Here is a 25,094-nt window from a genome sequence, read left to right on the forward strand (position 1 = left end):
AGGGTATTAGATAATGCCATAACGATTGGGTTATAATTTGCCCAATTGCCAATGTCGTTTGGAGCAAAAAATGAGTGATGACGTAGCGCTGCCACTGCAATTTACTGAAGCAGCAGCCAAGAAAGTAAAAAGCCTGATCGCTGACGAAGATAACCCGAATCTGAAACTGCGTGTGTATATCACCGGCGGTGGTTGCAGCGGTTTCCAGTACGGTTTTACCTTTGATGATCAGGTGAACGAAGGTGATATGACCATCGAGAAGCAGGGTGTTGGCCTGGTGGTTGACCCGATGAGCCTGCAATATCTGGTAGGCGGCGCTGTCGATTACACCGAAGGTCTGGAAGGTTCCCGCTTTGTGGTTACCAACCCGAATGCGAAAAGCACCTGCGGGTGTGGTTCGTCCTTTAGTATCTGATGTATTGCCGGATGGCGACGCAGGGCGTCTTATCCGGCCTACGGTGCGTGTTGCTGCGTTCCTGAATGTAGGCCCGATAAGCGTCAGCGCCATCGGGCAGTGAAATCAACGCCCGTTCTCATCCAGAGCAAACGTCGGTAATTTTAAATGCCAACGAATTGCGGCCAGACGAATCATTAACGTCACAACCATCCCCATCATACTGGCGCTTTCCAGCGGCACGGAAAAGGTATAAAACGCCGTCGCATGCACGATGCCGCCGATAATACAGGCCGTGGCATAAATCTCCGTGCGCAAGATCATCGGCACTTCACGCGCCAGCACGTCGCGGATAATCCCGCCGCCGACGCCGGTAATCACGCCCATACAGATGGCGACCAGCGGGCCTGTTTCGGCAAGGAACGCCTTATTGACGCCGATACCGACGAACACCGCGAGGCCGACGGCATCCAGCACGGGAAGCATCCATTTAGGCAATCGTCTCGGTTGGCGCACCAGCAAAATAGTGAGCATGCTGGTGACCATCGCCACCACCAGGTCGGTCGGATCTTTGACCCAAAAGACGGGCCCGTTATCCAGCGCCATATCGCGGATCGTCCCGCCGCCCACTGCGGTCACGACGCCCAATACCAGTACGCCAAACGGGTCCATACGCAACTTTCCGGCCAGCAATACGCCAGAGATAGCAAAGACAGCTGTGCCTACAATATCCAGCCAATAGACGAGCATTATCGAATCCCCACTGAGAACCTGACTGCGCAGGTTCTATTCTACTTGTGAAAGCGCATTACAGAGTTGTTTTGCGGCGAGGATGATACGCGGGCTCGCGCGTTCAAACCAGTCACCATTCAGCGGTATAACCGGGATTTTTAGCTGATTTTGCCAGTATTGTTCTATTTTAGGAATTTCGCCCGCATCGCCGGTAACGACAATCGCCTGCGGATGTCGGGCCAGCACCTGCTCGCGGCTGACCTGCGGCCAGGGGACGCGACTGCCCGCAAAAATATTTTCTCCGCCGCAGACCTCCAGAACCTGGTGCTGGATGGAGCCTTTTCCGCTGGTGAATAACGGATTCGCGCCAAACTGGAGAAAAACGCGTTTTTTCGGTTTATCAGCGTACTGCGACTTTAGCGCGGCATACTCGTCCAGCAGCGTTTGCGCCGCGCGTCTGGCTTTTTCTGGCTCAGGACTCCATGCGGCAAGCTGGCGCAGTGCGTCGGCGACCTGCTCAATGGTTACGGCATCCACCCACATGATTTTAATGCCCAGGGACGCCAGCTGGTTAACCTGCCGTTCAGCATTGCCCCCTCGCCAGGCGATAACCTGGTCGGGTTTGAGCGCCACAATACGTTCCAGATTCATCCCTTGCCAGGTGGAGACTTCTTCGATGTTTTTCGCTTGCGGGGGATAGTCGGAATAACTGCTGACGCCAACGGGCGTGATCCCTGCGGCAAAGGCAAGTTCGGTGTTGGAAGGGGAGAGGGAAACGACGCGCGGTGCGGCGCAAAGCCACAGCGGAAGGGCTAAAAGCAGGGCGGCCAGCGCCCTGGAGAATAATTTAGCCATGCGCCAGTTTCTGCACCAGCGTTTCAACCATTAGGCTGGACTGCTTCGCGGCTACGGCCAGGAATTCGTCAAAACTGAGGTGGGATTGCTGATCGGCCACATCAGAGATGGCGCGAACCACCACGAAAGGCACGTTGAAGTTATGGCAGACATGCGCGATCGCGGTCGCTTCCATTTCCACGGCAATCGCCTGCGGGAAATTGTGGCGGATTTTCGCCAGGCCCACGGAACCGTTAATGAAAGCGTCGCCGCTGACGATCAGTCCGCGAACCGCATTCAGGTTGAGTTTTGCGATGCAGGATTCCGCCGCCGCGATCAGCGCGTCGTCGGCTTTAAAACCTGCCGGGCAGCCAGGGAGCTGACCAAATTCATAACCAAACGCGGTAACGTCGGCATCGTGATAACGCGCTTCATCGGAAACGACGATATCGCCGACTGTCAGCGTCGGGGCCAGACCGCCAGCGGAACCGGTATTAATAATGACATCCGGCTTGCAACGTTCCAGCAGCAACGTTGCGCCCAGCGCCGCCGCGACTTTACCGATGCCGGATTTCAGCAGCGCAATCTCGGTCCCGTTCAGTTGGCCGGTGTAAATTTCACAACCGCCCAGGGTGATCGTCTGACGGTTTTCGATTTTGTCACGCAGCAGCGTAACTTCTTCTTCCATTGCACCAATGATGCCGATTTTCATAGATTTACTCGCGATAAGCCAGATTTGAGGGCATAGTCTATCATGCGCTTAAGGGGAAGCGCATTTCTCAGGCGGGAGAGGACATGGCACAGATCGATTTCCGAAATAAAATTAACTGGCATCGTCGTTATCGTTCACCGCAGGGGGTGAAGACCGAACATGAGATCCTGCGGATCTTTGAAAGCGATCGTGGACGCATCATCAATTCCCCGGCGATCCGTCGGCTTCAGCAAAAAACGCAGGTCTTTCCACTGGAACGTAACGCCGCCGTTCGGACGCGGTTGACGCATTCTATGGAGGTGCAGCAGGTCGGGCGTTATATCGCGAAAGAGATCCTGAGCCGGTTAAAAGAGTTAAAGCTGCTGGAACAATACGGTCTGGATGAACTGACCGGCCCCTTTGAGAGCATTGTGGAAATGTCCTGCCTGATGCATGACATTGGCAATCCGCCGTTTGGTCATTTCGGCGAGGCGGCGATCAATGACTGGTTTCGCCAGCGCCTGCACCCGGCGGATGCGGAAAGCCAGCCGCTTAGCGACGATCGCTGCGCGGTGGCGGCGTTGCGTCTGCGTGAAGGCGAGGAGTCTTTGAATGATATTCGTCGCAAGGTGCGCCAGGATTTATGTCATTTCGAGGGCAACGCGCAGGGCATCCGCCTGGTGCATACATTAATGCGCATGAATCTGACCTGGGCGCAGGTGGGCGGCATTTTAAAATACACTCGCCCGGCATGGTGGCGAGGAGAAACGCCCGCGACGCACCGTTATTTAATGAAAAAGCCGGGGTATTATCTCTCTGAAGCGCCGTATATTGAGAGGTTACGTAAAGAACTTGCGTTAGCGCCTTACAGCCGTTTCCCATTAACATGGATTATGGAGGCCGCCGATGATATCTCTTATTGCGTGGCCGATCTGGAAGATGCCGTCGAGAAAAGAATCTTCAGCGTTGAGCAGTTATATCACCATCTTTACGAAGCATGGGGCCACCATGAAAAAGGGTCGCTGTTTACTCAGGTTGTTGAGAATGCCTGGGAAAAGTCTCGCTCAAATTCGCTAAGTCGCAGTACGGAAGATCAGTTCTTTATGTATTTACGCGTGAATACGCTAAATAAACTGGTGCCCTACGCGGCTCAGCGTTTTATTGATAACCTGCCGCAAATCTTTGACGGCAGTTTCAATCATGCGCTGCTGGAAGACGCCAGCAGCTTCAGCCAGTTGCTTGAGTTATATAAAAATGTGGCGATAAAACATGTGTTTAGCCACCCGGATGTTGAACAACTGGAATTACAGGGCTATCGTGTCATCAGCGGGTTATTAGAAATTTACCAACCGTTATTACGTATGTCCCTGGTCGATTTCAGGGAACTGGTTGAAAAAGAGCGGGTGAAGCGTTTTCCAATAGAATCTCGTTTATTCCAGAAGCTCTCTACGCGCCATCGCCTGGCTTACGTGGAGGCCGTCAGTAAATTATCGCCGGAGGCGCCGGAGTACCCCACGCTGGAATATTATTATCGCTGCCGTTTGATCCAGGATTATATCAGCGGGATGACGGATCTGTACGCCTGGGATGAATACCGGCGTCTGATGGCGGTTGAATAATAAATACGCTTTTGTAAAGATGGACAATAAATTTTTACTTTTTCCAGAAACTTTATTCTGGAACTTCGCGCTATAAAACGAATCTGACGTACACAGCAATTTTGCGTTATCTGTTAATCGAGATTGAAACACATGAAAAAAACCACATTAGCAATGAGTGCACTGGCTCTGAGTTTAGGTTTGGCGCTGTCTCCCCTGTCTGCAACGGCGGCTGAGACGGCGTCTTCGGCAACGACTGCCCAGCAGATGCCAAGTCTGGCACCGATGCTCGAAAAAGTGATGCCATCGGTGGTGAGTATCAACGTGGAAGGTAGCACAACCGTCAACACGCCGCGCATGCCGCGTAATTTCCAGCAGTTCTTTGGCGATGATTCGCCATTCTGCCAGGACGGTTCGCCGTTCCAGAGTTCTCCGTTCTGCCAGGGCGGGGGTCAGGGCGGCGGTCAGCAACAGAAATTTATGGCGCTGGGCTCCGGCGTCATTATTGATGCCGCAAAAGGTTATGTCGTCACCAACAACCATGTGGTGGATAACGCGACGGTCATCAAAGTTCAGCTGAGTGATGGCCGTAAATTTGACGCTAAGGTCGTCGGTAAAGATCCGCGCTCTGATATCGCGCTGGTTCAAATTCAGGACCCGAAAAATCTGACGGCCATTAAGCTGGCGGATTCCGATGCGCTGCGCGTGGGGGATTATACCGTCGCTATCGGCAACCCGTTTGGTCTGGGCGAAACGGTGACTTCCGGTATCGTCTCCGCACTGGGCCGTAGCGGTCTGAACGCGGAAAACTACGAAAACTTTATCCAGACGGATGCCGCCATCAACCGTGGTAACTCCGGTGGCGCGCTGGTGAACCTGAACGGCGAGCTGATCGGGATTAACACCGCGATTCTTGCGCCGGACGGCGGCAACATCGGTATTGGTTTTGCTATCCCCAGCAACATGGTGAAAAACCTGACCTCCCAGATGGTGGAGTATGGCCAGGTTAAACGCGGTGAGTTGGGTATCATGGGGACGGAGCTAAACTCTGAACTGGCGAAAGCGATGAAAGTCGATGCCCAGCGCGGCGCGTTTGTCAGCCAGGTGATGGCGAACTCTTCTGCGGCGAAAGCCGGTATTAAAGCCGGGGATGTGATCACGTCCCTGAACGGTAAGCCGATCAGCAGCTTTGCCGCGCTGCGCGCCCAGGTGGGTACGATGCCGGTAGGCAGCAAAATCAGCCTTGGTCTGCTGCGTGATGGCAAGCCGGTGACCGTCAACCTGGAACTGCAACAGAGCAGCCAGAATCAGGTTGATTCCAGCTCCATCTTCAATGGTATTGAAGGCGCGGAAATGAGCAACAAAGGCCAGGATAAAGGCGTTGTCGTCAGCAACGTGAAGCCGAATACGCCGGCTGCGCAGATTGGCCTGAAGAAAGGGGATGTGATTGTGGGAGCCAACCAGCAGGCGATTAAGAACATCGCTGAGCTGCGTAAAATCCTCGACAGCAAACCTTCTGTTCTGGCGCTGAATATTCAGCGCGGCGATAGCACCATCTATCTGCTGATGCAGTAATTTCCTCTCTTGCCCTTTTCCTGTCCGGGAAAAGGGCATTTCTCACATTCTGTGAGGCCCCCCACAACTCCATACTTCTCTGCTTTAGTTTGTGCAGATGCACAATGATGCAGGTTAGCATCTTCCCTATGCTTGAGCTCTGCTCACAGGAGGGGATTATGGCTGGCTGGCATCTTGATACCAAAATGGCACAGGATATTGTGGCGCGCACAATGCGCATCATCGATACCAATATCAACGTAATGGATGCCCGTGGGCGTATTATCGGTAGCGGCGATCGGGAGCGCATTGGTGAATTGCACGAAGGCGCGCTGTTGGTGCTGTCGCAGGGGCGCGTGGTCGATATTGATGATGCGGTGGCGCGGCATCTCCACGGCGTGCGCCAGGGGATCAACCTGCCGTTGCGCCTGGAAGGGGAGATCGTCGGCGTTATTGGTTTAACCGGTGAGCCACAATACCTGCGAAAATACGGTGAGCTGGTCTGTATGACGGCCGAAATGATGCTGGAGCAGTCGCGGCTGATGCATCTGCTGGCTCAGGACAGCCGTCTGCGTGAAGAACTGGTGATGAACCTGATTCAGGCCGAGGAAAATACGCCAGCGTTGACGGAGTGGGCGCAGCGGCTGGGTATCGACCTGAACCAACCGCGTGTGGCTGCCGTGGTCGAAGTGGACAGTGGGCAGCTTGGCGTTGACAGCGCGATGGAGGAGTTGCAGCAGCTGCAAAATGCGTTAACGACGCCTGAACGCAACAATTTGATTGCTATCGTTTCTTTGACGGAAATGGTGGTGCTGAAACCGGCGCTGAATCAGTTTGGGCGCTGGGATGCGGACGACCATCGCAAGCGTATTGAGCAGTTGATTGCCCGGATGAAAGAGAACGGGCAATTGCGCTTTCGGGTCGCACTGGGGAACTATTTTACCGGCCCGGGCAGTATCGCCCGCTCCTGGCGCACTGCGCGTACTACCATGATGGTGGGCAAGCAGCGTATGCCGGAGCAACGCAGCTACTTTTACCAGGATTTGATGCTGCCAGTGCTGCTGGACAGCCTGCGTGGCGGCTGGCAGGCCAATGAGCTGGCGCGCCCGCTCTCAAAGCTGAAAGCGATGGATAATAACGGGCTGTTACGCCGGACGCTGGCCGCGTGGTTTCGCCATAACGTGCAGCCGCTGGCAACGTCGAAGGCGCTCTTTATTCACCGTAATACGCTGGAATACCGTCTGAACCGCATCTCTGAGTTGACGGGGCTGGATTTGGGCAATTTTGACGATCGGCTGTTGCTGTATGTCGCGTTGCAACTGGACGAGCAGCATTGATTGCCTGATGGCGCGACGCTTATCAGGCCTACCGGGAGTTACCTGTAGGCCGGATAAGGCGTAACACGCCGCCATCCGGCAACACACAGCTTACTTACGCGTTAGTTTTTCCAGATCCGCTTCGATTTCGTTGATCTTGTTGGCGACTACGCTTTCCAGATGACGTAAATCATCCAGGATCTTACGTTTGAGATCGACTTCCGTGCGATCGCGCTGGCAGATCTGATCCAGTTCATCGATCACATAGCGCAGGTTAGGACTGATCTCCTGCACCTCTTTGTAACCTTGTCCGATACCATCGGTGACGACGGTTTTACGCTGGCGGGGATATTTGAACTTTACGCTTTTGGCAAAGAACTCGCCTCTATCCTTCTGGAAATAGATTTTCAGGATATCGTTGTTGGCTTCTTGCCGCAGGCTGTAACGATCGATTTCTTCAGGATTGGTAATGCCCAGACTTTTCAGATTGTCATACATAGCGGTACCCTTCATCTCAACATAACCTATGAATAATTAACGAAAAGTTCTCTTTCCGCCAGCCACAGATGTAAAAAAAGCGGGCTCAGCCCGCTTTTTCAAATCATTGTTAGTCGATGGTACGTAACAGCTCGTTGATCCCGACTTTGCCGCGCGTCTTCGCGTCAACTTTTTTCACGATGACCGCACAGTACAGGCTGTATTTGCCGTCTTTCGACGGCAGGTTGCCGGAAACCACAACGGAGCCTGCCGGTACGCGGCCATAATGGATTTCGCCCGTTTCGCGATCGTAAATACGGGTGCTTTGACCGATGTACACGCCCATAGAGATCACGGAACCTTCCTCAACGATCACCCCTTCAACCACTTCAGAACGCGCGCCGATGAAGCAGTTATCTTCGATGATTGTCGGGTTTGCCTGTAGCGGTTCCAGTACGCCGCCAATGCCGACGCCGCCGGACAGGTGTACGTTTTTACCAATCTGCGCGCAGGAACCTACGGTCGCCCAGGTATCTACCATCGTGCCTTCATCAACGAATGCGCCGATGTTTACGTAGGATGGCATCAGCACAGTGTTGCGTGCGATAAACGCGCCCTGACGCACAGCGGCAGGCGGCACTACGCGGAAGCCTTCTTTCTGGAAGCGCGCTTCGTCATAGTCGGCGAATTTCATCGGTACTTTATCGAAGTAGCGGCTTTCCGCACCGTCGATAACCTGGTTATCGTTAATACGGAAAGAGAGCAGAACCGCTTTCTTCAGCCACTGGTGAGTCACCCACTGGCCATCAATCTTTTCTGCCACACGCAGCGCACCGGAATCCAGCAGAGAAATGACCTGGTTAACCGCTTCGCGGGTCACGGTATCTACATTCGCCGGAGTGATGTCGGCACGGCGCTCGAAAGCGGACTCAATAACGTTCTGTAACTGCTGCATTGTTAAACTCTTTCCATATGAATAAACACACTACCCTTTATCGTTTGGATTGAGGGCCGCTGTCAACCGTTGATGCACTTCCTGCTGTAGCTCATTATTAAGGGCACGCCGGTCGGCTGTCGCGATTATGAATAAATCTTCTACTCGCTCGCCAATGGTTGTAATTCGGGCGCCATGAAGCGAAATTCCCAGATCGGCAAAAATTTGCCCGACCCGCGCCAGCAGGCCCGGCTGATCGAGAGCGATAAGTTCAAGGAACGATTTTCTGTCGGTGTGAGTAGGCAGAAAAGTGACCTCGGTATCGACGGTAAAGTGGCGCAGTTTGGCCGGCTGGCGACGCGGCTGCGGAGGCTGCCAGCTGCTCTGGGTAATTGCCTGCTCCAGTCCAAAACGGATGGCTTCGTGACGGTCGGCGGAGAGAGGGCTGCCGTCCGGCTCCAGCACAATAAAGGTATCCATCGCCATGCCGTCGCGGGTGGTGAAGATTTGCGCGTCATGAACGCTCAGATTGCGCCTGTCCAGCTCTGCGCAAACGGCGGCAAACAGATAAGGGCGATCAGGACTCCAGATGAAGATCTCCGTTCCGCCGCGCGTGGCCTGCGGGCTGACCAGAATCAGCGGTCGGGTCAGATCGTGCTGTAACAGATGACGCGCATGCCAGGCCAGCTGATTCGGACTATGGCGCACGAAATAGTTAGCGCGGCAGCGTGTCCAGATTTGATGCAGCGCCTCTTCGTTTATATTGTCCATTCGCAGCAGCGCCAGCGCCTGAAGCTGATGATGGCGCACGCGTTCGCGCATATCCGGCGTGTTTTGCATGCCGCGACGTAGCTGTTTTTCGGTGGCGAAGTACAGTTCGCGCAACAGGCTTTGCTTCCAGCTGTTCCACAGCGTTTCGTTAGTGGCGCAAATGTCAGCGACCGTCAGGCATACCAGGAAACGCAGGCGGTGTTCCGTTTGCACCTCTTCGGCGAACTGTTTGATGACCTCAGGGTCCTGGATATCGCGCCGCTGGGCGGTAACCGACATCAGCAGGTGCTGGCGTACCAGCCAGGCGACCAGTTGCGTTTCGCGTGAGTTCAGGCCGTGCAGTTCGGCAAATTTGAGCACGTCCTGCGCGCCGAGTACCGAGTGGTCGCCGCCGCGCCCTTTGGCAATATCATGGAACAGCGCCGCGATCAGGATCAGTTCCGGTTGCCGCAGGCGCGGCCAGAGATCGACGCACAGCGGATGGCGCTGGCGGGTCTCTTCTTTGGCGAAACTTTCCAGCTTCAGCATCACGCGAATGGTGTGCTCATCCACCGTGTAGGCATGGAACAGGTCGAACTGCATTTGGCCGACGATATGCGACCATTGCGGCATGTAAGCCCAAAGCACGCTGTGGCGATGCATTGGCAGCAAACCGCGGCTGACGGCGCCCGGATGACGCAGCATACTGAGAAACAGAGAGCGCGCTTCCGGGATGTAGCACAGCGGCTGGGTCAGGTGGCGGCGGGCATGGCGCAGATGGCGCAGCGTGGTGGAATAGATGCCAGTGATGGTGCTATTGCGCACCATCATATAAAACATCCGCAGGATCGCTTCCGGCGAACGGATAAACAGATCGTCATCGCGCAGGTCGATCAGCGTGCCGCGCAGTTGAAAATCGTCATCAATCGGGCGAGGTTTTTCATCGGCGGGTAGGGCGAGGATTGCTTCATCAAACAGCTGCAATAGCATCTGGTTCAGTTCGCTCACCCGACGCGTGACCCGGAAATAGTCTTTCATCATGTGCTCAACCGGCTCGTTGCCTTCGCCAGTGTAGTTGAGCCGCTGGGCAACGCTGAGCTGCCTGTCGAACAGCAGGCGGTTGTCGTAACGGCTGACCACCAGGTGCAACGCGAAGCGAATGCGCCACAAAATATGCAGGCATTCGTTTAGCTCGGCGCGTTCTGCCTGGGTTAAGAAGCCGAAGCCGACCATCTCATTGAGAGACGTTGCGCCGAAGTGGCGGCGGGCCACCCATTGCAGGGTGTGGATATCACGCAGGCCGCCGGGGCTGCTTTTAATATCGGGTTCAAGGTTATAGCTGGTGCCGTGATAGCGCTGGTGGCGCTGGTTTTGCTCTTCGACTTTGGCAGCGAAAAATTTCTCCGACGGCCAGAAACCTTCACTGAAAATATGCTTTTGCAGCTCCAGAAAAAGCGCCACGTCGCCGATCAGCAGACGTGTTTCAATCAGATTGGTGGCGACGGTTAAGTCTGACAGCCCTTCCAGCAGACACTCTTCCAGTGTGCGCACGCTATGCCCGACTTCCAGCTTCACATCCCACAGCAAGGTCAGCAGTTCCCCGACTTTTTGCGCCTGAGCGTCGGGCAGCTTTTTACGGCTCAGGATGAGCAGGTCAATGTCGGAAAGCGGATGCAGCTCGCCCCGGCCATAGCCGCCGACGGCCACCAGGGCCAGATCGGCAATTTGCCCGAATCCGGCATCGATCCACAGTCGTTGCAACAACTGGTCGATAAATTCGGTGCGGGCTTCAATCAATTGCTCTGCGGAAATCCCGCTGTCAAAAGCGTCTCCCAGCCACTGCTGGAAAATATCAATGTGGGCTTTAATTCCGCTGACGGTAAGCTCGTCACGCGACCAGGCTCCCGGATTTTGCGGTTGGCCGGGTAGGGTGGGGAGAGCCGTATTCGCGTGCTGTTCAGGAAGAGTATTCATTATGCGCCACCCATTAAAAAGCCGGATGCGGCGTTAACGCCTTATCCGGCCTACGGGTAAACGCTGATTGTAGGCCTGATAAGCGGTAGCGCCATCAGGCAAAAGTTTATGCGTCGTGCGTGGTAATCGCCGGGATGGTGTCATCCTTGCGTAACGTCAGAATTTCACAGCCGTTTTCGGTTACCACAATAGTATGCTCGTACTGTGCAGACAAGCTTCTGTCTTTGGTTTTTACCGTCCAGCCGTCTTTCATGGTGCGGATGCGGTAATCACCGGCGTTCAGCATCGGTTCAACGGTGAACGTCATTCCCGGTTGCAGAACCACGCCGCCGTCGTCCGCATCGTAGTGCAGAACCTGCGGTTCTTCATGGAAGCCGCGACCAATCCCGTGACCGCAATATTCGCGAACGACAGAGAAGCCTTCGCCTTCCGCGTATTTCTGAATGGCCGCGCCCAGCGTGCGCAGACGGATGCCCGGCTTGACCATTCGCAGCGCCAGATACAGGCTTTCCTGGGTTACACGGCACAGGCGCTCGCCCAGAATCGTCGGTTTGCCGACGATAAACATTTTCGACGTATCGCCGTGGTATTCATCTTTAATTACGGTTACGTCGATATTGACGATATCGCCGTCTTTCAGCAATTTTCCGTCGTCCGGGATACCGTGGCACACCACTTCATTAATGGAGATACAAACGGATTTCGGATAACCGTGGTAGCCGAGGCAAGCGGAGATCGCGTGTTGTTCATTGACGATGTAGTCGTTGCAGATGCGATCCAGTTCCCCGGTGCTGACGCCCGGTTTGATATACGGTTCGATCATCTCCAGCACTTCAGCGGCCAGGCGGCCAGCGACGCGCATTTTTTCGATTTCTTCAGGGGTCTTGATTGAGATAGCCATGAATTCTGTCCATCGGTGTCGATTATTTCGACAATAATTGTGTAAGTGCTGTCAATGGTATCAGTCCAAAGCGTAGCCTGCCAAATTGAGAATCATTAACAGCACATCGAGCCAACAATTATTGGTGTCTGCGGCGTATTTGTGGTATAAAGCGCGCCGGACTTCCGTTCCATTCGAAGACTACACAAGATGGACTGAAGCGACAAATCTCACTTTGTGTAACAACACACACGTATCGGCACATATTCCGGGGTGCCCTTTGGGGTCGGTAATATGGGATACGTGGAGGCATAACCCCAACTTTTATATATAGAGGTTTTAATCATGGCAACTGTTTCCATGCGCGACATGCTCAAGGCTGGTGTTCACTTCGGTCACCAGACCCGTTACTGGAACCCGAAAATGAAGCCGTTCATCTTCGGTGCGCGTAACAAAGTTCACATCATCAACCTTGAGAAAACTGTACCGATGTTCAACGAAGCGCTGGCTGAACTGAACAAGATTGCTTCTCGCAAAGGTAAAATCCTTTTCGTTGGTACTAAACGTGCTGCAAGCGAAGCGGTGAAAGACGCTGCTAACAGCTGCGACCAGTTCTTCGTGAACCATCGCTGGCTGGGCGGTATGCTGACTAACTGGAAAACCGTTCGTCAGTCCATCAAACGTCTGAAAGACCTGGAAACTCAGTCTCAGGACGGTACTTTCGAAAAGCTGACCAAAAAAGAAGCGCTGATGCGCACTCGTGAGCTTGAGAAACTGGAAAACAGCCTGGGCGGTATCAAAGACATGGGCGGCCTGCCGGACGCACTGTTCGTTATCGATGCTGACCACGAGCACATTGCTATCAAAGAAGCAAACAACCTGGGTATCCCGGTATTTGCTATCGTTGATACCAACTCTGATCCGGACGGTGTTGACTTCGTTATCCCGGGTAACGACGACGCAATCCGTGCTGTTAGCCTGTACCTGGGCGCTGTAGCTGCAACCGTTCGTGAAGGCCGTTCTCAGGATCTGGCTTCTCAGGCGGAAGAAAGCTTCGTAGAAGCTGAATAATAAGGCACGCTCGTTCGAGCCCCCTTATAAACCAGGTAGTATCACGTTTGGTTAGGGGCCCTTTAGGCCCCTTTTTCACTTTTAAATCTGTGCGGTTTGATGCCGGGCAGATCAAATCTTCCGAGGATTTTAGAATGGCTGAAATTACCGCATCCCTGGTAAAAGAGCTGCGTGAGCGTACTGGCGCAGGCATGATGGATTGCAAAAAAGCACTGACTGAAGCGAATGGCGACATCGAGCTGGCAATCGAAAACATGCGTAAATCCGGTGCGATCAAAGCAGCAAAAAAAGCAGGCAACGTTGCTGCTGACGGCGTGATCAAAACCAAAATCGACGGCAACTACGGCATCATTCTGGAAGTTAACTGCCAGACTGACTTCGTTGCTAAAGATGCTGGTTTCCAGGCATTTGCTGACAAAGTGCTGGACGCCGCTGTTGCTGGCAAAATCACTGACGTTGACGTGCTGAAAGCACAGTTCGAAGAAGAGCGCGTTGCTCTGGTGGCAAAAATCGGTGAAAACATCAACATTCGCCGTGTTGCTTCCCTGGAAGGCGACGTTCTGGGTTCTTACCAGCACGGTGCGCGCATCGGTGTTCTGGTTGCGGCTAAAGGCGCTGACGAAGAGCTGGTTAAACAGCTGGCAATGCACGTTGCTGCAAGCAAGCCTGAGTTCGTTAAGCCGGAAGACGTGTCTGCTGAAGTGGTAGAGAAAGAATACCAGGTACAGCTGGACATCGCGATGCAGTCTGGTAAGCCGAAAGAAATCGCAGAGAAAATGGTTGAAGGCCGCATGAAGAAATTCACCGGTGAAGTTTCTCTGACCGGTCAGCCTTTCGTTATGGAACCGAGCAAATCTGTTGGTCAGCTGCTGAAAGAGCACAACGCCGACGTAACTGGTTTCATCCGCTTTGAAGTGGGCGAAGGCATCGAGAAAGTTGAGACTGACTTTGCAGCAGAAGTTGCTGCGATGTCCAAGCAGTCTTAATTGTCGAAAAGGAGCCGCCTGAGGGCGGCTTCTTTTTGCGTCCATCTTGTAAATTCAGCCAACCCCTATAGTGGCTGCGCTGAAAAGCGACATACAATGTCGCCGGAATTAACTCATCTCAATCGTTGACAGTCTCAGGAAAGAAACATGGCTACCAATGCAAAACCCGTCTATAAACGTATTCTGCTTAAATTGAGTGGCGAAGCTCTGCAGGGTTCGGAAGGCTTCGGTATTGATGCAAGCATACTGGATCGTATGGCTCAGGAAATCAAAGAACTGGTGGAACTGGGCATTCAGGTTGGTGTGGTGATTGGTGGCGGTAACCTGTTCCGTGGTGCTGGTCTGGCGAAAGCGGGTATGAACCGCGTTGTGGGCGACCACATGGGCATGCTGGCCACCGTGATGAACGGTCTGGCGATGCGCGATGCGCTCCACCGCGCCTATGTGAACGCCCGCCTGATGTCCGCTATTCCGCTGAATGGCGTGTGTGACAACTACAGCTGGGCAGAAGCCATTAGTCTGCTGCGTAATAACCGTGTGGTTATCCTGTCTGCGGGCACCGGCAACCCCTTCTTCACCACCGACTCTGCGGCTTGCCTGCGCGGTATCGAAATTGAAGCGGATGTGGTGCTGAAAGCCACGAAAGTCGATGGCGTATTTACTGCGGACCCGGCCAAAGATCCGTCCGCCACGATGTATGAGCAACTCACCTACGGCGAAGTGCTGGATAAAGAGCTGAAAGTGATGGATCTGGCCGCGTTCACGCTGGCTCGTGACCACAAATTGCCAATTCGTGTTTTCAATATGAACAAGCCGGGCGCGCTGCGTCGCGTCGTGATGGGCGAAAAAGAAGGGACTTTAATCACGGAATAATTCCCGTGATGGCCAATTCCGGGTAAGATTCGCCTTTACCCGGCAGGATTTATATATCCTGTGGCATGAATTAAACGAGACTATACTGAGCATACTCTGTATACACGAAATCATTCATGCTGCATCACGGCGGCAAGAGCATGAATCCCGAGGCCCGTACACTGGTACGTGACAGGGAAGAACGTTCGCAGCCAACGCAGAGGCAGCCTGAAGGATGAAGTGTATTGTGTGATTGTCTGGTCGACTGAGACTAGTTTTCAAGGATTCGTAACGTGATTAGCGATATCAGAAAAGATGCTGAAGTACGCATGGAAAAATGCGTTGAAGCGTTTAAAAACCAAATCAGCAAAATTCGCACGGGTCGTGCTTCTCCCAGCCTGCTGGATGGCATTGTCGTGGAATATTACGGCACGCCGACTCCGCTGCGTCAGCTGGCGAGCGTAACGGTAGAAGACTCCCGCACGCTGAAAATCAACGTGTTCGATCGCTCCATGAGCCCGGCGGTTGAGAAAGCGATTATGGCTTCTGACCTCGGCCTGAACCCGAGTTCTGCGGGTAGCGATATCCGTGTTCCGCTGCCGCCGCTGACTGAAGAACGTCGTAAAGACCTGACCAAAATCGTTCGTGGCGAAGCAGAGCAGGCGCGTGTTGCCGTGCGTAACGTACGCCGTGATGCGAACGACAAAGTAAAAGCGCTGCTGAAAGATAAAGAGATCAGCGAAGATGACGATCGCCGTTCTCAGGACGAAGTACAGAAACTGACTGACGCTGCCATCAAGAAAGTTGATGCGGCGCTGACGGAAAAAGAAGCGGAACTGATGCAGTTCTGATTTTCCTGTACGACTAAAACGCCGCTGGTTGACCCTGACGGGTCTTCCGGGCGGCGTTTTGCTTTCTATCCTGTCTCAATTCTTCTGGACGTTTCATGAAGCAACTAACCATTCTGGGCTCGACCGGCTCTATTGGTTGCAGCACGCTGGATGTGGTGCGCCATAATCCTGAAAGCTTCCGTGTTGTCGCGCTGGTTGCGGGTAAAAATGTCACCCGTATGGTAGAGCAGTGCCTGGAGTTTTCGCCGCGTTATGCGGTGATGGACGATGAACAGAGCGCTCAACGGCTGAAAACTGCGCTTCTGGAACATGGAAGCCGCACTGACGTCCTGAGCGGACAACAGGCCGCCTGCGATATGGCTGCGCTGGATGAGGTCGATCAGGTGATGGCGGCTATCGTGGGCGCGGCAGGTCTGCTGCCTACGCTTGCGGCGATTCGCGCCGGTAAAACCATCCTGCTTGCCAATAAAGAGTCGCTGATTACCTGCGGGCGTCTGTTTATGGACGAGGTGAAACGCAGTAAAGCCCGGCTTTTACCGGTAGATAGCGAACATAACGCGATTTTTCAGAGTATGCCCCAACCTATTCAAAACGATCTGGGATACGCTGAGCTGGAGCAAAATGGCGTGATGTCGATTTTGCTTACCGGGTCTGGTGGCCCTTTTCGTGAAACGCCATTGTGCGATCTGGCGACCATGACGCCCGATCAGGCATGTCGTCATCCGAACTGGTCTATGGGACGAAAAATTTCCGTCGATTCCGCCACCATGATGAATAAAGGTCTGGAATACATTGAAGCGCGTTGGTTGTTTAACGCCAGCGCAAGCCAGATGGACGTGTTGATTCACCCGCAGTCGGTTATTCACTCAATGGTGCGTTATCAGGACGGCAGCGTTCTGGCGCAACTGGGGGAGCCGGATATGCGTACGCCAATCGCGCATACGATGGCGTGGCCGAATCGCGTGAACTCTGGCGTGAAGCCGCTCGATTTTTGCAAGCTCAGTGCGTTGACGTTCTCTGCGCCGGATTATCAGCGCTATCCGTGCCTGAAACTGGCGATGGACGCGTTTGAGCAAGGTCAGGCCGCGACAACCGCGCTGAATGCGGCGAATGAAATCACCGTCGCCGCATTTCTGGCTGAAGAGATTCGCTTTACAGATATTGCTGAGCTCAATTTATCTGTGCTGGAGAAAATGGATTTGCAGGAACCGGGAAGCGTTGACGACGTTCTCAGGGTTGATGCCGTCGCGCGTGACGTCGCCAGAAAACAGGTGATGCGACTCGCAAGCTGATGATAATCCCTCTACACAGGATCGTGCTATTTGTTAGCGTTGGGCTTCAGTGATATAGTCTGCGCCACCCGATCGCAGATATTTGGCTTTATGCGGTCAGGTAAGCCGTGGTTTGACACGGCTTTTTTGTGGATGCACAAAATCATTCAGGTTGCATCATTCATAGCCAACGAAGAGGCAGCCTGAAGGATGAAGCGCAAAAGGCTTCAGTATTCCTGAGTACCGTTAAATCCTTTCAGGGACTAAAAACGCGTTATGTTGTCTGCAACTCAACCACTAAGCGAAAATTTGCCAGCACATGGCTGTCGCCATGTAGCAATCATTATGGATGGCAATGGCCGCTGGGCGAAAAAGCAAGGGAAGATTCGCGCCTTTGGGCATAAGGCCGGAGCAAAATCCGTCCGTCGGGCCGTATCTTTCGCTGCCAACAACGGTATTGATGCGTTAACGCTGTATGCCTTTAGCAGTGAGAACTGGAACCGACCAGCGCAGGAAGTGAGTGCGTTAATGGAGCTGTTCGTGTGGGCGCTGGATAGCGAAGTAAAAAGCCTGCATCGCCATAACGTTCGCCTGCGCATTATTGGCGACACCAGTCGATTTAACTCGCGTTTGCAAGACCGTATTCGCAAGTCTGAAGCGCTTACCGCCCAGAATACCGGGCTGACGCTGAATATCGCGGCGAATTATGGCGGACGTTGGGATATTGTCCAGGGAGTCAGGCAACTGGCAGAACAGGTGCAGGAAGGACTGCTGCGCCCTGATCAGATTGACGAAGAGATGCTAAACCAGAAAATCTGTATGCATGAACTGGCTCCTGTAGATTTAGTAATTAGGACTGGGGGAGAGCATCGCATTAGTAACTTTTTGCTTTGGCAAATTGCCTATGCCGAACTTTACTTTACTGATGTTCTTTGGCCCGATTTCGATGAACAAGACTTTGAAGGGGCGCTGCATGCCTTTGCTAATCGAGAGCGTCGTTTCGGCGGCACCGAGCCCGGTGATGAAAAAGCCTGATGGGGGTCGCTTTTGCTGAAGTATCGCCTGATTTCTGCTTTTGTTTTAATACCCGTTGTCATCGCGGCGCTTTTTTTACTCCCGCCGGTGGGGTTCGCCATTGTCACGCTGGTCGTTTGTATGCTGGCCGCCTGGGAATGGGGACAGTTAAGCGGTTTTACCACGCGTACTCAGCGGGTCTGGCTGGCGGTGCTGTGCGGGTTATTGCTGGCGCTGATGCTGTTTTTGCTGCCTGAATATCACCGCAACATTCATCAACCGCTTGTTGAGGTTTCGCTTTGGGCGTCGTTGGGCTGGTGGGTCGTTGCATTATTACTGGTGTTATTTTATCCCGGTTCGGCGGCGATCTGGCGTAATTCAAAGACATTACGCGTAATTTTCGGGGTGTTAACCATCATTCCTTTTTTTTGGGGAATGCTGGCGCTGCGCGCCTGGCACTATGATGAGAATCATTACAGTGGCGCCATATGGCTGCTCTATGTCATGATCCTCGTCTGGGGGGCAGACTCCGGGGCATATATGTTTGGCAAACTGTTCGGCAAACATAAACTTGCGCCAAAGGTTTCTCCTGGTAAAACCTGGCAGGGCTTTATTGGCGGACTCGCGACTGCCGCCGTGATTTCATGGGGTTACGGCATGTGGGCGAATCTGGATGTTGCGCCTTCAACCTTACTGATTTGTTCTGTCATCGCGGCCCTGGCGTCAGTGCTGGGCGATCTGACTGAGAGCATGTTTAAGCGTGAAGCAGGAATTAAGGATAGTGGTCACTTGATCCCAGGGCATGGTGGTATTCTGGATCGTATTGATAGCCTGACGGCGGCAGTACCGGTCTTTGCTTGCCTGTTGTTACTGGTATTCAGGACACTCTAACGGAAGGTTTTATGCTGAGTATTCTCTGGAATCTGGCTGCATTCATCGTCGCACTGGGTGTGCTTATCACCGTGCATGAATTTGGTCATTTCTGGGTTGCCCGGCGCTGCGGTGTTCGTGTCGAGCGCTTTTCTATCGGTTTTGGGAAAGCGCTTTGGCGGCGTACCGATCGATACGGTACGGAATATGTGATCGCCATGATTCCCCTCGGCGGTTACGTCAAAATGCTGGATGAGCGCGCTGAGCCGGTTGTGCCGGAACTGCGCCACCACGCTTTCAACAATAAAACCGTGGGACAGCGGGCGGCGATTATCGCCGCAGGTCCGATTGCAAATTTTCTTTTCGCTATTTTTGCCTACTGGCTGGTTTTTATCATCGGCGTCCCTGGCGTTCGTCCGGTGGTTGGTGAAATAACACCCAACTCGATTGCCGCCCAGGCGCAAATTCTTCCTGGTACGGAACTTAAAGCCATTGATGGCATCGAAACCCCTGATTGGGATGCGGTGCGCTTACAGCTGGTGTCCAAAATCGGCGATGAGCGTACGACAATCAGCGTGGCGCCGTTCGGCAGTAATCAGCGCCAGGATAAAACGTTAGATTTGCGCCACTGGGCATTTGAGCCAGACAAAGAAGATCCTGTATCTTCTTTAGGGATTCGGCCGCGTGGTCCACAGATCGAACCGGTGCTGTCAGAAGTGCAGGCGAACTTCGCTGCAAGTAAGGCGGGTTTGCAAGCAGGCGACAGGATCGTTAAAGTCGATGGTCAGTCGTTAACGCAATGGATGACGTTTGTGACGCTTGTGCGCAACAATCCAGATAAGCCGTTAGCGCTGGAAATTGAAAGGCAGGGGAGTTCCTTGTCTTTGACGTTAATCCCGGATACAAAGCCGGTTAACGGAAAGGCAGAAGGTTTTGCGGGTGTTGTGCCTAAAATTATTCCTCTGCCGGATGAGTACAAGACTGTACGCCAGTATGGGCCATTCAGCGCCATCCTCGAAGCCACGGACAAGACGTGGCAGTTGATGAAGCTGACGGTCAGTATGCTGGGAAAATTGATAACCGGTGATGTGAAACTGAACAACCTCAGTGGGCCGATTTCTATCGCTCAGGGGGCTGGGATGTCAGCGGAATTTGGGGGCATTTATTACCTGATGTTTCTTGCGCTTATCAGCGTGAACTTAGGGATAATCAACCTGTTTCCGCTGCCCGTTCTTGACGGGGGGCATCTGCTGTTCCTGGCGATTGAAAAGCTGAAGGGCGGGCCGGTATCCGAGCGGGTTCAAGACTTTAGTTACCGCATTGGCGCGATTTTGCTGGTGTTGTTAATGGGGCTTGCACTTTTCAATGATTTCTCTCGGTTGTAAGAGAGTTAGTTAGGAAGAACGCATAATAACGATGGCGATGAAAAAGTTGCTCATAGCGTCGCTGCTGTTTAGCAGCGCCACCGTATACGGTGCTGAAGGGTTCGTGGTGAAGGACATTCATTTCGAAGGCCTACAGCGAGTCGCCGTTGGTGCGGCCCTCCTCAGTATGCCGGTGCGCACAGGCGACACGGTTAATGATGAAGATATCAGTAATACCATTCGTGCTCTGTTCGCCACTGGCAACTTCGAGGATGTCCGCGTCCTGCGCGATGGTGATACGCTTCTGGTTCAGGTAAAAGAACGTCCGACGATTGCCAGTATCACTTTCTCCGGTAACAAATCGGTGAAAGATGACATGCTGAAGCAGAACCTTGAGGCGTCTGGCGTGCGTGTTGGCGAATCACTGGATCGCACCACGCTCTCTGATATCGAAAAAGGACTGGAAGACTTCTACTACAGCGTTGGTAAATACAGCGCCAGCGTAAAAGCGGTCGTCACGCCGTTGCCGCGTAACCGTGTGGACCTCAAACTGGTGTTCCAGGAGGGTGTATCGGCGAAGATCCAACAGATCAATATCGTCGGCAACCATGCCTTCAGCACTGACGAACTCATTTCTCACTTCCAACTGCGCGACGAAGTGCCGTGGTGGAACGTCGTGGGCGATCGTAAATACCAGAAACAGAAACTGGCTGGCGACCTTGAGACGCTGCGCAGCTACTATCTGGATCGCGGTTATGCCCGTTTCAACATCGATTCGACGCAGGTCAGCCTGACGCCGGATAAGAAAGGCATCTACATCACCGTTAATATCACCGAAGGCGATCAGTACAAGCTTTCCGGTGTGCAGGTGAGCGGTAACCTGGCTGGACACTCCGCCGAGATTGAGAACCTGACGAAGATCGAACCAGGTGAACTCTATAACGGCACCAAAGTGACCAAAATGGAAGACGACATCAAGAAACTTCTTGGTCGTTATGGCTATGCCTACCCGCGCGTGCAGTCGCAGCCTGAAATCAACGATGCCGACAAAACCGTTAAATTACGTGTGAACGTTGATGCGGGTAACCGTTTCTACGTGCGTAAGATCCGTTTTGAAGGCAACGACACCTCGAAAGATTCCGTCCTGCGCCGCGAAATGCGCCAGATGGAAGGGGCATGGTTAGGCAGCGATCTGGTCGATCAGGGTAAAGAGCGTCTGAACCGTCTGGGTTACTTCGAAACCGTCGATACCGACACGCAGCGCGTTCCGGGCAGCCCGGACCAGGTTGACGTCGTCTATAAAGTGAAAGAGCGTAACACCGGTAGCTTTAACTTCGGTATTGGTTACGGCACAGAAAGCGGCGTGAGCTTCCAGGCGGGCGTTCAGCAGGACAACTGGTTAGGTACGGGTTATTCCGTGGGTATTAACGGAACCAAAAACGACTACCAGACCTATACTGAACTGTCTGTCACTAACCCATACTTCACCGTTGATGGCGTCAGCCTCGGCGGCCGTATCTTCTATAATGACTTCCAGGCAGATGATGCGGACCTGTCCGACTATACCAACAAAAGTTATGGTACGGACGTTACGCTGGGCTTCCCGATTAACGAGTACAACACGCTGCGTGCAGGTTTAGGTTATGTACATAACTCCCTGTCCAACATGCAGCCGCAGGTTGCCATGTGGCGTTACCTGAACTCGATGGGTGAATATCCGTCCGATACGAATGACCGCAACTCATTCAGCGCTAACGACTTCACCTTCAACTACGGTTGGACTTATAACAAGCTGGACCGTGGCTTCTTCCCGACGGAAGGTACGCGTGTCAACCTGAATGGTAAAGTGACCATCCCGGGCTCTGATAACGAATACTACAAAGCGACGCTGGATACCGCGACCTATGTGCCGATCGATGACGATCACAAATGGGTGGTTCTGGGTCGTACTCGTTGGGGTTATGGTGACGGTATTGGCGGCAAAGAGATGCCGTTCTATGAGAACTTCTATGCCGGTGGCTCAAGCACCGTGCGTGGCTTCCAGTCCAATACTATCGGTCCAAAAGCGGTGTACTACCCGGCGAGCAGCCGTCATGACGGCGATGACGACTACGATAACGATTGTAAGAGCACTGAAACTGCGCCATGTAAGTCTGATGACGCAGTAGGCGGTAACGCTATGGCTGTCGCCAGCCTCGAATTCATCACCCCGACGCCGTTTATTAGCGACAAGTACGCTAACTCGGTTCGTACCTCCTTCTTCTGGGACGTAGGTACTGTCTGGGATACGAACTGGGATTCGAACGCGTATGCCGGTTACCCGGACTACAGCGATCCGAGTAATATCCGTATGTCTGCTGGTATCGCATTACAATGGATGTCCCCATTGGGGCCGTTGGTCTTCTCCTACGCCCAGCCGTTCAAAAAGTACGATGGAGACAAATCGGAACAGTTCCAGTTTAACATTGGTAAGACCTGGTAATTGTTCTGTGCAAAGGAATGTAATGGTAGTGTAGCGATGACTTTTGGCGATCTCGTCTGAGATCGCCTGGCCACGCAAAGAACTGTGCCTGCGGGCACAAATGGGATGGTAAGGAGTTTATTGTGAAAAAGTGGTTATTAGCTGCAGGTCTCGGTTTAGCGATGGTAACGTCCGCACAGGCTGCTGACAAAATTGCGATCGTTAATATGGGTAGCCTGTTCCAACAGGTCGCACAGAAGACGGGTGTTTCTAACACGCTGGAAAACGAGTTCAAAGGCCGTGCCAGCGAATTGCAGCGTATGGAAACCGATCTGCAATCTAAAATGCAGCGTTTGCAGTCCATGAAAGCAGGTAGCGAACGTACTAAGCTGGAAAAAGACGTGATGGCTCAACGCCAGACTTTCTCTCAGAAAGCCCAGGCTTTTGAACAGGATCGCGCGCGTCGTTCCAACGAAGAACGTGGCAAACTGGTTACCCGTATCCAGACTGCTGTGAAATCCGTTGCTAACAGCCAGAGCATCGATCTGGTCGTTGATGCCAACACCGTTGCTTATAACAGCAGCGACGTGAAAGACATCACTGCTGACGTACTGAAACAGGTTAAATAAGTAATGCCTTCAATTCGACTGGCTGATTTAGCAGAGCAGTTGGATGCAGAATTACACGGTGATGGCGATATCGTCATCACCGGCGTTGCGTCCATGCAATCTGCGCAAACAGGCCACATCACGTTCATGGTGAATCCTAAATACCGTGAACACTTAGGCGTATGCCAGGCTTCTGCCGTTGTCATGACGCAGGACGATCTTCCTTTTGCTAAGAGTGCTGCGCTGGTAGTGAAGAACCCCTACCTGACGTATGCGCGAATGGCGCAAATTTTAGATACCACGCCGCAGCCTGCGCAGAATATTGCACCGAGTGCAGCGATCGATGCGACAGCGACGCTGGGTAACAATGTTTCAGTTGGCGCGAATGCGGTAATTGAGTCTGGCGTAGAACTGGGCGATAACGTGATTATCGGCGCAGGTTGCTTCGTCGGGAAAAACACAAAAATCGGTGCAGGTTCGCGTCTGTGGGCGAATGTAACGATTTACCACGACATTCAGATCGGTGAGAATTGCCTGATCCAGTCGAGCACTGTCGTCGGCGCAGACGGTTTTGGTTACGCTAACGATCGGGGTAACTGGGTGAAGATCCCGCAGCTTGGTCGCGTCATTATTGGCGATCGTGTTGAGATCGGCGCCTGTACGACGATTGACCGTGGCGCGCTGGATGACACTGTGATCGGCAACGGCGTTATCATTGATAACCAGTGCCAGATTGCACATAACGTTGTGATTGGCGACAATACGGCGGTTGCCGGTGGCGTCATTATGGCGGGCAGCCTGAAGATTGGCCGTTACTGCATGATTGGCGGGGCCAGCGTGATTAACGGGCATATGGAAATATGCGATAAAGTCACGGTGACGGGTATGGGGATGGTCATGCGTCCTATCACTGAGCCTGGCGTCTATTCTTCAGGCATTCCGTTGCAGCCTAACAAAGTATGGCGTAAAACCGCTGCACTGGTGATGAACATTGATGATATGAGCAAGCGTCTCAAAGCGATTGAGCGCAAGGTTAATCAACAAGGCTAGCGTTCCACCTGTAGTGCCATCCTTTTACGGCCTGTCACATTCATATGATTGCGGCAGGCCGTGTTATTATTGCCTTTTAGTATATTTGGACAGGAAGAGTATTTTGACTACTAACACTCATACTCTGCATATTGAAGAGATTTTAGAACTTCTGCCGCACCGTTTTCCGTTTTTGCTGGTTGACCGTGTGCTGGACTTTGAAGAAGGTCGTTTTCTGCGCGCAGTGAAGAATGTCTCCGTAAATGAGCCTTTCTTCCAGGGCCATTTCCCGGGTAAACCGATTTTTCCGGGTGTGCTGATTCTGGAAGCGATGGCGCAGGCAACAGGGATTCTGGCGTTTAAAAGCGTTGGAAAACTGGAGCCGGGTGAACTGTATTACTTCGCGGGTATTGACGAAGCGCGCTTTAAGCGTCCTGTCGTGCCTGGCGATCAGATGATCATGGAAGTGACTTTCGAGAAAACGCGCCGTGGCCTGACCCGCTTTAAAGGGGTTGCTCTGGTCGATGGCAAAGTTGTGTGCGAAGCAACCATGATGTGTGCTCGTAGCCGGGAGGCCTGATAC

23 protein-coding genes and 1 pseudogene are annotated in these 25,094 nt (G+C 53.1%); 17 read left to right on the forward strand and 7 right to left on the reverse strand.

The features are described 5' to 3' along the window. The first annotated feature begins 18 nt into the window (after nt 1-18). Together yadW and erpA are read left to right on the forward strand one after the other, a co-directional pair. A pseudogene (yadW, locus tag OGX93_RS13995) lies at nt 19-78 on the forward strand (small protein YadW). Beyond that, nucleotides 71-415: an iron-sulfur cluster insertion protein ErpA gene (gene erpA, locus OGX93_RS14000; protein ID WP_012134001.1), complete on the forward strand. Its 345-nt coding sequence runs from the start codon at nt 71-73 to the stop codon at nt 413-415. Before yadW ends, erpA begins: the two are co-directional and overlap by 8 nt. Nucleotides 416-520: 105 nt before the next feature. On the opposite strand, the gene OGX93_RS14005 is transcribed toward erpA, so the two are convergent. Genes OGX93_RS14005 through mtnN form a run of 3 tightly spaced genes read right to left on the reverse strand, consistent with a single transcriptional unit; the run spans nt 521 to nt 2,672 of the window. Further along, nucleotides 521-1,144 carry a TRIC cation channel family protein gene (locus tag OGX93_RS14005; protein ID WP_012134000.1) on the reverse strand — a complete coding sequence of 208 codons (624 nt, stop codon included), beginning with the start codon at nt 1,142-1,144 and terminating at the stop codon, nt 521-523. A gap of 36 nt (nt 1,145-1,180) precedes the next feature. Beyond that, a complete protein-coding gene (gene btuF, locus OGX93_RS14010) occupies nt 1,181-1,981 on the reverse strand; it encodes a vitamin B12 ABC transporter substrate-binding protein BtuF (RefSeq protein WP_286487809.1) in 801 nt (266 codons plus the stop codon). Beyond that, entirely contained in the window at nt 1,974-2,672 is a 699-nt protein-coding gene (mtnN, locus tag OGX93_RS14015; protein ID WP_012133998.1) for a 5'-methylthioadenosine/S-adenosylhomocysteine nucleosidase, read from the reverse strand. The genes btuF and mtnN overlap by 8 nt, the downstream gene beginning before the upstream one ends. Nucleotides 2,673-2,755: 83 nt before the next feature. Between mtnN and dgt the strand changes: the two genes are divergently transcribed. From dgt to cdaR, 3 genes are all read left to right on the forward strand, one after another. Then, on the forward strand, nt 2,756-4,270 hold the full coding sequence (gene dgt / locus OGX93_RS14020; protein ID WP_012133997.1) for a dGTPase: 1,515 nt from the start codon (nt 2,756-2,758) through the stop codon (nt 4,268-4,270). Nucleotides 4,271-4,402: 132 nt separating this feature from the next. Beyond that, nucleotides 4,403-5,824, forward strand: coding sequence for a serine endoprotease DegP (gene degP / locus OGX93_RS14025; protein ID WP_012133996.1), 1,422 nt, complete (start codon nt 4,403-4,405; stop codon nt 5,822-5,824). A gap of 158 nt (nt 5,825-5,982) precedes the next feature. Further along, nucleotides 5,983-7,140, forward strand: coding sequence for a DNA-binding transcriptional regulator CdaR (cdaR, locus tag OGX93_RS14030; protein ID WP_112001165.1), 1,158 nt, complete (start codon nt 5,983-5,985; stop codon nt 7,138-7,140). 90 nt (nt 7,141-7,230) lie between these two features. Here cdaR and OGX93_RS14035 read toward each other — a convergent pair whose 3' ends face one another. The 4 genes from OGX93_RS14035 to map all read right to left on the reverse strand — a co-directional run bounded on the left by OGX93_RS14035 (nt 7,231) and on the right by map (nt 12,155). Continuing rightward, entirely contained in the window at nt 7,231-7,617 is a 387-nt protein-coding gene (locus OGX93_RS14035; RefSeq protein ID WP_286449855.1) for a DUF3461 family protein, read from the reverse strand. A gap of 109 nt (nt 7,618-7,726) precedes the next feature. Beyond that, nucleotides 7,727-8,551, reverse strand: a complete 825-nt coding sequence (gene dapD / locus OGX93_RS14040; protein ID WP_012133993.1) for a 2,3,4,5-tetrahydropyridine-2,6-dicarboxylate N-succinyltransferase — start codon at nt 8,549-8,551, stop codon at nt 7,727-7,729. A gap of 30 nt (nt 8,552-8,581) precedes the next feature. Continuing rightward, nucleotides 8,582-11,254 carry a bifunctional uridylyltransferase/uridylyl-removing protein GlnD gene (gene glnD / locus OGX93_RS14045; RefSeq protein ID WP_012133992.1) on the reverse strand — a complete coding sequence of 891 codons (2,673 nt, stop codon included), beginning with the start codon at nt 11,252-11,254 and terminating at the stop codon, nt 8,582-8,584. A 106-nt stretch (nt 11,255-11,360) separates the two neighbouring features. Then, nucleotides 11,361-12,155 carry a type I methionyl aminopeptidase gene (gene map / locus OGX93_RS14050; RefSeq protein WP_153258118.1) on the reverse strand — a complete coding sequence of 265 codons (795 nt, stop codon included), beginning with the start codon at nt 12,153-12,155 and terminating at the stop codon, nt 11,361-11,363. A 324-nt stretch (nt 12,156-12,479) separates the two neighbouring features. Between map and rpsB the strand changes: the two genes are divergently transcribed. From rpsB to fabZ, 12 genes are all read left to right on the forward strand, one after another. Continuing rightward, nucleotides 12,480-13,205: a 30S ribosomal protein S2 gene (gene rpsB / locus OGX93_RS14055; protein ID WP_012133990.1), complete on the forward strand. Its 726-nt coding sequence runs from the start codon at nt 12,480-12,482 to the stop codon at nt 13,203-13,205. Between the two features lie 134 nt (nt 13,206-13,339). After that, nucleotides 13,340-14,191: a translation elongation factor Ts gene (gene tsf, locus OGX93_RS14060; protein WP_024130688.1), complete on the forward strand. Its 852-nt coding sequence runs from the start codon at nt 13,340-13,342 to the stop codon at nt 14,189-14,191. Nucleotides 14,192-14,338: 147 nt separating this feature from the next. Next, complete coding sequence (gene pyrH / locus OGX93_RS14065; RefSeq protein WP_012133987.1) at nt 14,339-15,064, forward strand: UMP kinase; 726 nt, start codon at nt 14,339-14,341, stop codon at nt 15,062-15,064. A gap of 272 nt (nt 15,065-15,336) precedes the next feature. Next, a complete protein-coding gene (frr, locus tag OGX93_RS14070; RefSeq protein WP_024130687.1) occupies nt 15,337-15,894 on the forward strand; it encodes a ribosome recycling factor in 558 nt (185 codons plus the stop codon). 95 nt (nt 15,895-15,989) lie between these two features. Then, nucleotides 15,990-17,186, forward strand: coding sequence for a 1-deoxy-D-xylulose-5-phosphate reductoisomerase (gene ispC, locus OGX93_RS14075; protein ID WP_115626370.1), 1,197 nt, complete (start codon nt 15,990-15,992; stop codon nt 17,184-17,186). A 255-nt stretch (nt 17,187-17,441) separates the two neighbouring features. Next, nucleotides 17,442-18,200, forward strand: a complete 759-nt coding sequence (gene ispU, locus OGX93_RS14080) for a (2E,6E)-farnesyl-diphosphate-specific ditrans,polycis-undecaprenyl-diphosphate synthase (protein ID WP_024130686.1) — start codon at nt 17,442-17,444, stop codon at nt 18,198-18,200. Between the two features lie 12 nt (nt 18,201-18,212). Then, entirely contained in the window at nt 18,213-19,070 is an 858-nt protein-coding gene (gene cdsA, locus OGX93_RS14085; RefSeq protein WP_012133982.1) for a phosphatidate cytidylyltransferase, read from the forward strand. An 11-nt stretch (nt 19,071-19,081) separates the two neighbouring features. Further along, complete coding sequence (gene rseP / locus OGX93_RS14090; RefSeq protein WP_286449854.1) at nt 19,082-20,434, forward strand: sigma E protease regulator RseP; 1,353 nt, start codon at nt 19,082-19,084, stop codon at nt 20,432-20,434. A gap of 31 nt (nt 20,435-20,465) precedes the next feature. Then, on the forward strand, nt 20,466-22,895 hold the full coding sequence (gene bamA, locus OGX93_RS14095) for an outer membrane protein assembly factor BamA (RefSeq protein ID WP_071257613.1): 2,430 nt from the start codon (nt 20,466-20,468) through the stop codon (nt 22,893-22,895). A 122-nt stretch (nt 22,896-23,017) separates the two neighbouring features. Then, on the forward strand, nt 23,018-23,503 hold the full coding sequence (gene skp / locus OGX93_RS14100; RefSeq protein ID WP_024130685.1) for a molecular chaperone Skp: 486 nt from the start codon (nt 23,018-23,020) through the stop codon (nt 23,501-23,503). Nucleotides 23,504-23,506: 3 nt separating this feature from the next. Continuing rightward, nucleotides 23,507-24,532 carry a UDP-3-O-(3-hydroxymyristoyl)glucosamine N-acyltransferase gene (gene lpxD, locus OGX93_RS14105; RefSeq protein ID WP_286449853.1) on the forward strand — a complete coding sequence of 342 codons (1,026 nt, stop codon included), beginning with the start codon at nt 23,507-23,509 and terminating at the stop codon, nt 24,530-24,532. A gap of 103 nt (nt 24,533-24,635) precedes the next feature. Beyond that, the gene (fabZ, locus tag OGX93_RS14110) at nt 24,636-25,091 is read left to right on the forward strand and encodes a 3-hydroxyacyl-ACP dehydratase FabZ (protein WP_003018528.1); all 456 of its coding nucleotides are present in this window, start codon (nt 24,636-24,638) and stop codon (nt 25,089-25,091) included. The last annotated feature ends 3 nt before the right edge of the window (nt 25,092-25,094 follow it).

Origin of the sequence: Citrobacter sp. CK195, from assembly GCF_030333365.1 — a bacterium.
Classification (GTDB): Bacteria; Pseudomonadota; Gammaproteobacteria; order Enterobacterales; family Enterobacteriaceae; genus Citrobacter_B; species Citrobacter_B koseri.

Coding starts and splice junctions, on each gene's coding strand:
- erpA (WP_012134001.1), top strand. CDS start 71: ATGAGTGATGACGTAGCGCTGCCACTGCAATTTACTGAAGCAGCAGCC.
- OGX93_RS14005 (WP_012134000.1), bottom strand. CDS start 1,144: ATGCTCGTCTATTGGCTGGATATTGTAGGCACAGCTGTCTTTGCTATC.
- btuF (WP_286487809.1), bottom strand. CDS start 1,981: ATGGCTAAATTATTCTCCAGGGCGCTGGCCGCCCTGCTTTTAGCCCTT.
- mtnN (WP_012133998.1), bottom strand. CDS start 2,672: ATGAAAATCGGCATCATTGGTGCAATGGAAGAAGAAGTTACGCTGCTG.
- dgt (WP_012133997.1), top strand. CDS start 2,756: ATGGCACAGATCGATTTCCGAAATAAAATTAACTGGCATCGTCGTTAT.
- degP (WP_012133996.1), top strand. CDS start 4,403: ATGAAAAAAACCACATTAGCAATGAGTGCACTGGCTCTGAGTTTAGGT.
- cdaR (WP_112001165.1), top strand. CDS start 5,983: ATGGCTGGCTGGCATCTTGATACCAAAATGGCACAGGATATTGTGGCG.
- OGX93_RS14035 (WP_286449855.1), bottom strand. CDS start 7,617: ATGTATGACAATCTGAAAAGTCTGGGCATTACCAATCCTGAAGAAATC.
- dapD (WP_012133993.1), bottom strand. CDS start 8,551: ATGCAGCAGTTACAGAACGTTATTGAGTCCGCTTTCGAGCGCCGTGCC.
- glnD (WP_012133992.1), bottom strand. CDS start 11,254: ATGAATACTCTTCCTGAACAGCACGCGAATACGGCTCTCCCCACCCTA.
- map (WP_153258118.1), bottom strand. CDS start 12,155: ATGGCTATCTCAATCAAGACCCCTGAAGAAATCGAAAAAATGCGCGTC.
- rpsB (WP_012133990.1), top strand. CDS start 12,480: ATGGCAACTGTTTCCATGCGCGACATGCTCAAGGCTGGTGTTCACTTC.
- tsf (WP_024130688.1), top strand. CDS start 13,340: ATGGCTGAAATTACCGCATCCCTGGTAAAAGAGCTGCGTGAGCGTACT.
- pyrH (WP_012133987.1), top strand. CDS start 14,339: ATGGCTACCAATGCAAAACCCGTCTATAAACGTATTCTGCTTAAATTG.
- ispC (WP_115626370.1), top strand. CDS start 15,990: ATGAAGCAACTAACCATTCTGGGCTCGACCGGCTCTATTGGTTGCAGC.
- ispU (WP_024130686.1), top strand. CDS start 17,442: ATGTTGTCTGCAACTCAACCACTAAGCGAAAATTTGCCAGCACATGGC.
- rseP (WP_286449854.1), top strand. CDS start 19,082: ATGCTGAGTATTCTCTGGAATCTGGCTGCATTCATCGTCGCACTGGGT.
- bamA (WP_071257613.1), top strand. CDS start 20,466: ATGGCGATGAAAAAGTTGCTCATAGCGTCGCTGCTGTTTAGCAGCGCC.
- lpxD (WP_286449853.1), top strand. CDS start 23,507: ATGCCTTCAATTCGACTGGCTGATTTAGCAGAGCAGTTGGATGCAGAA.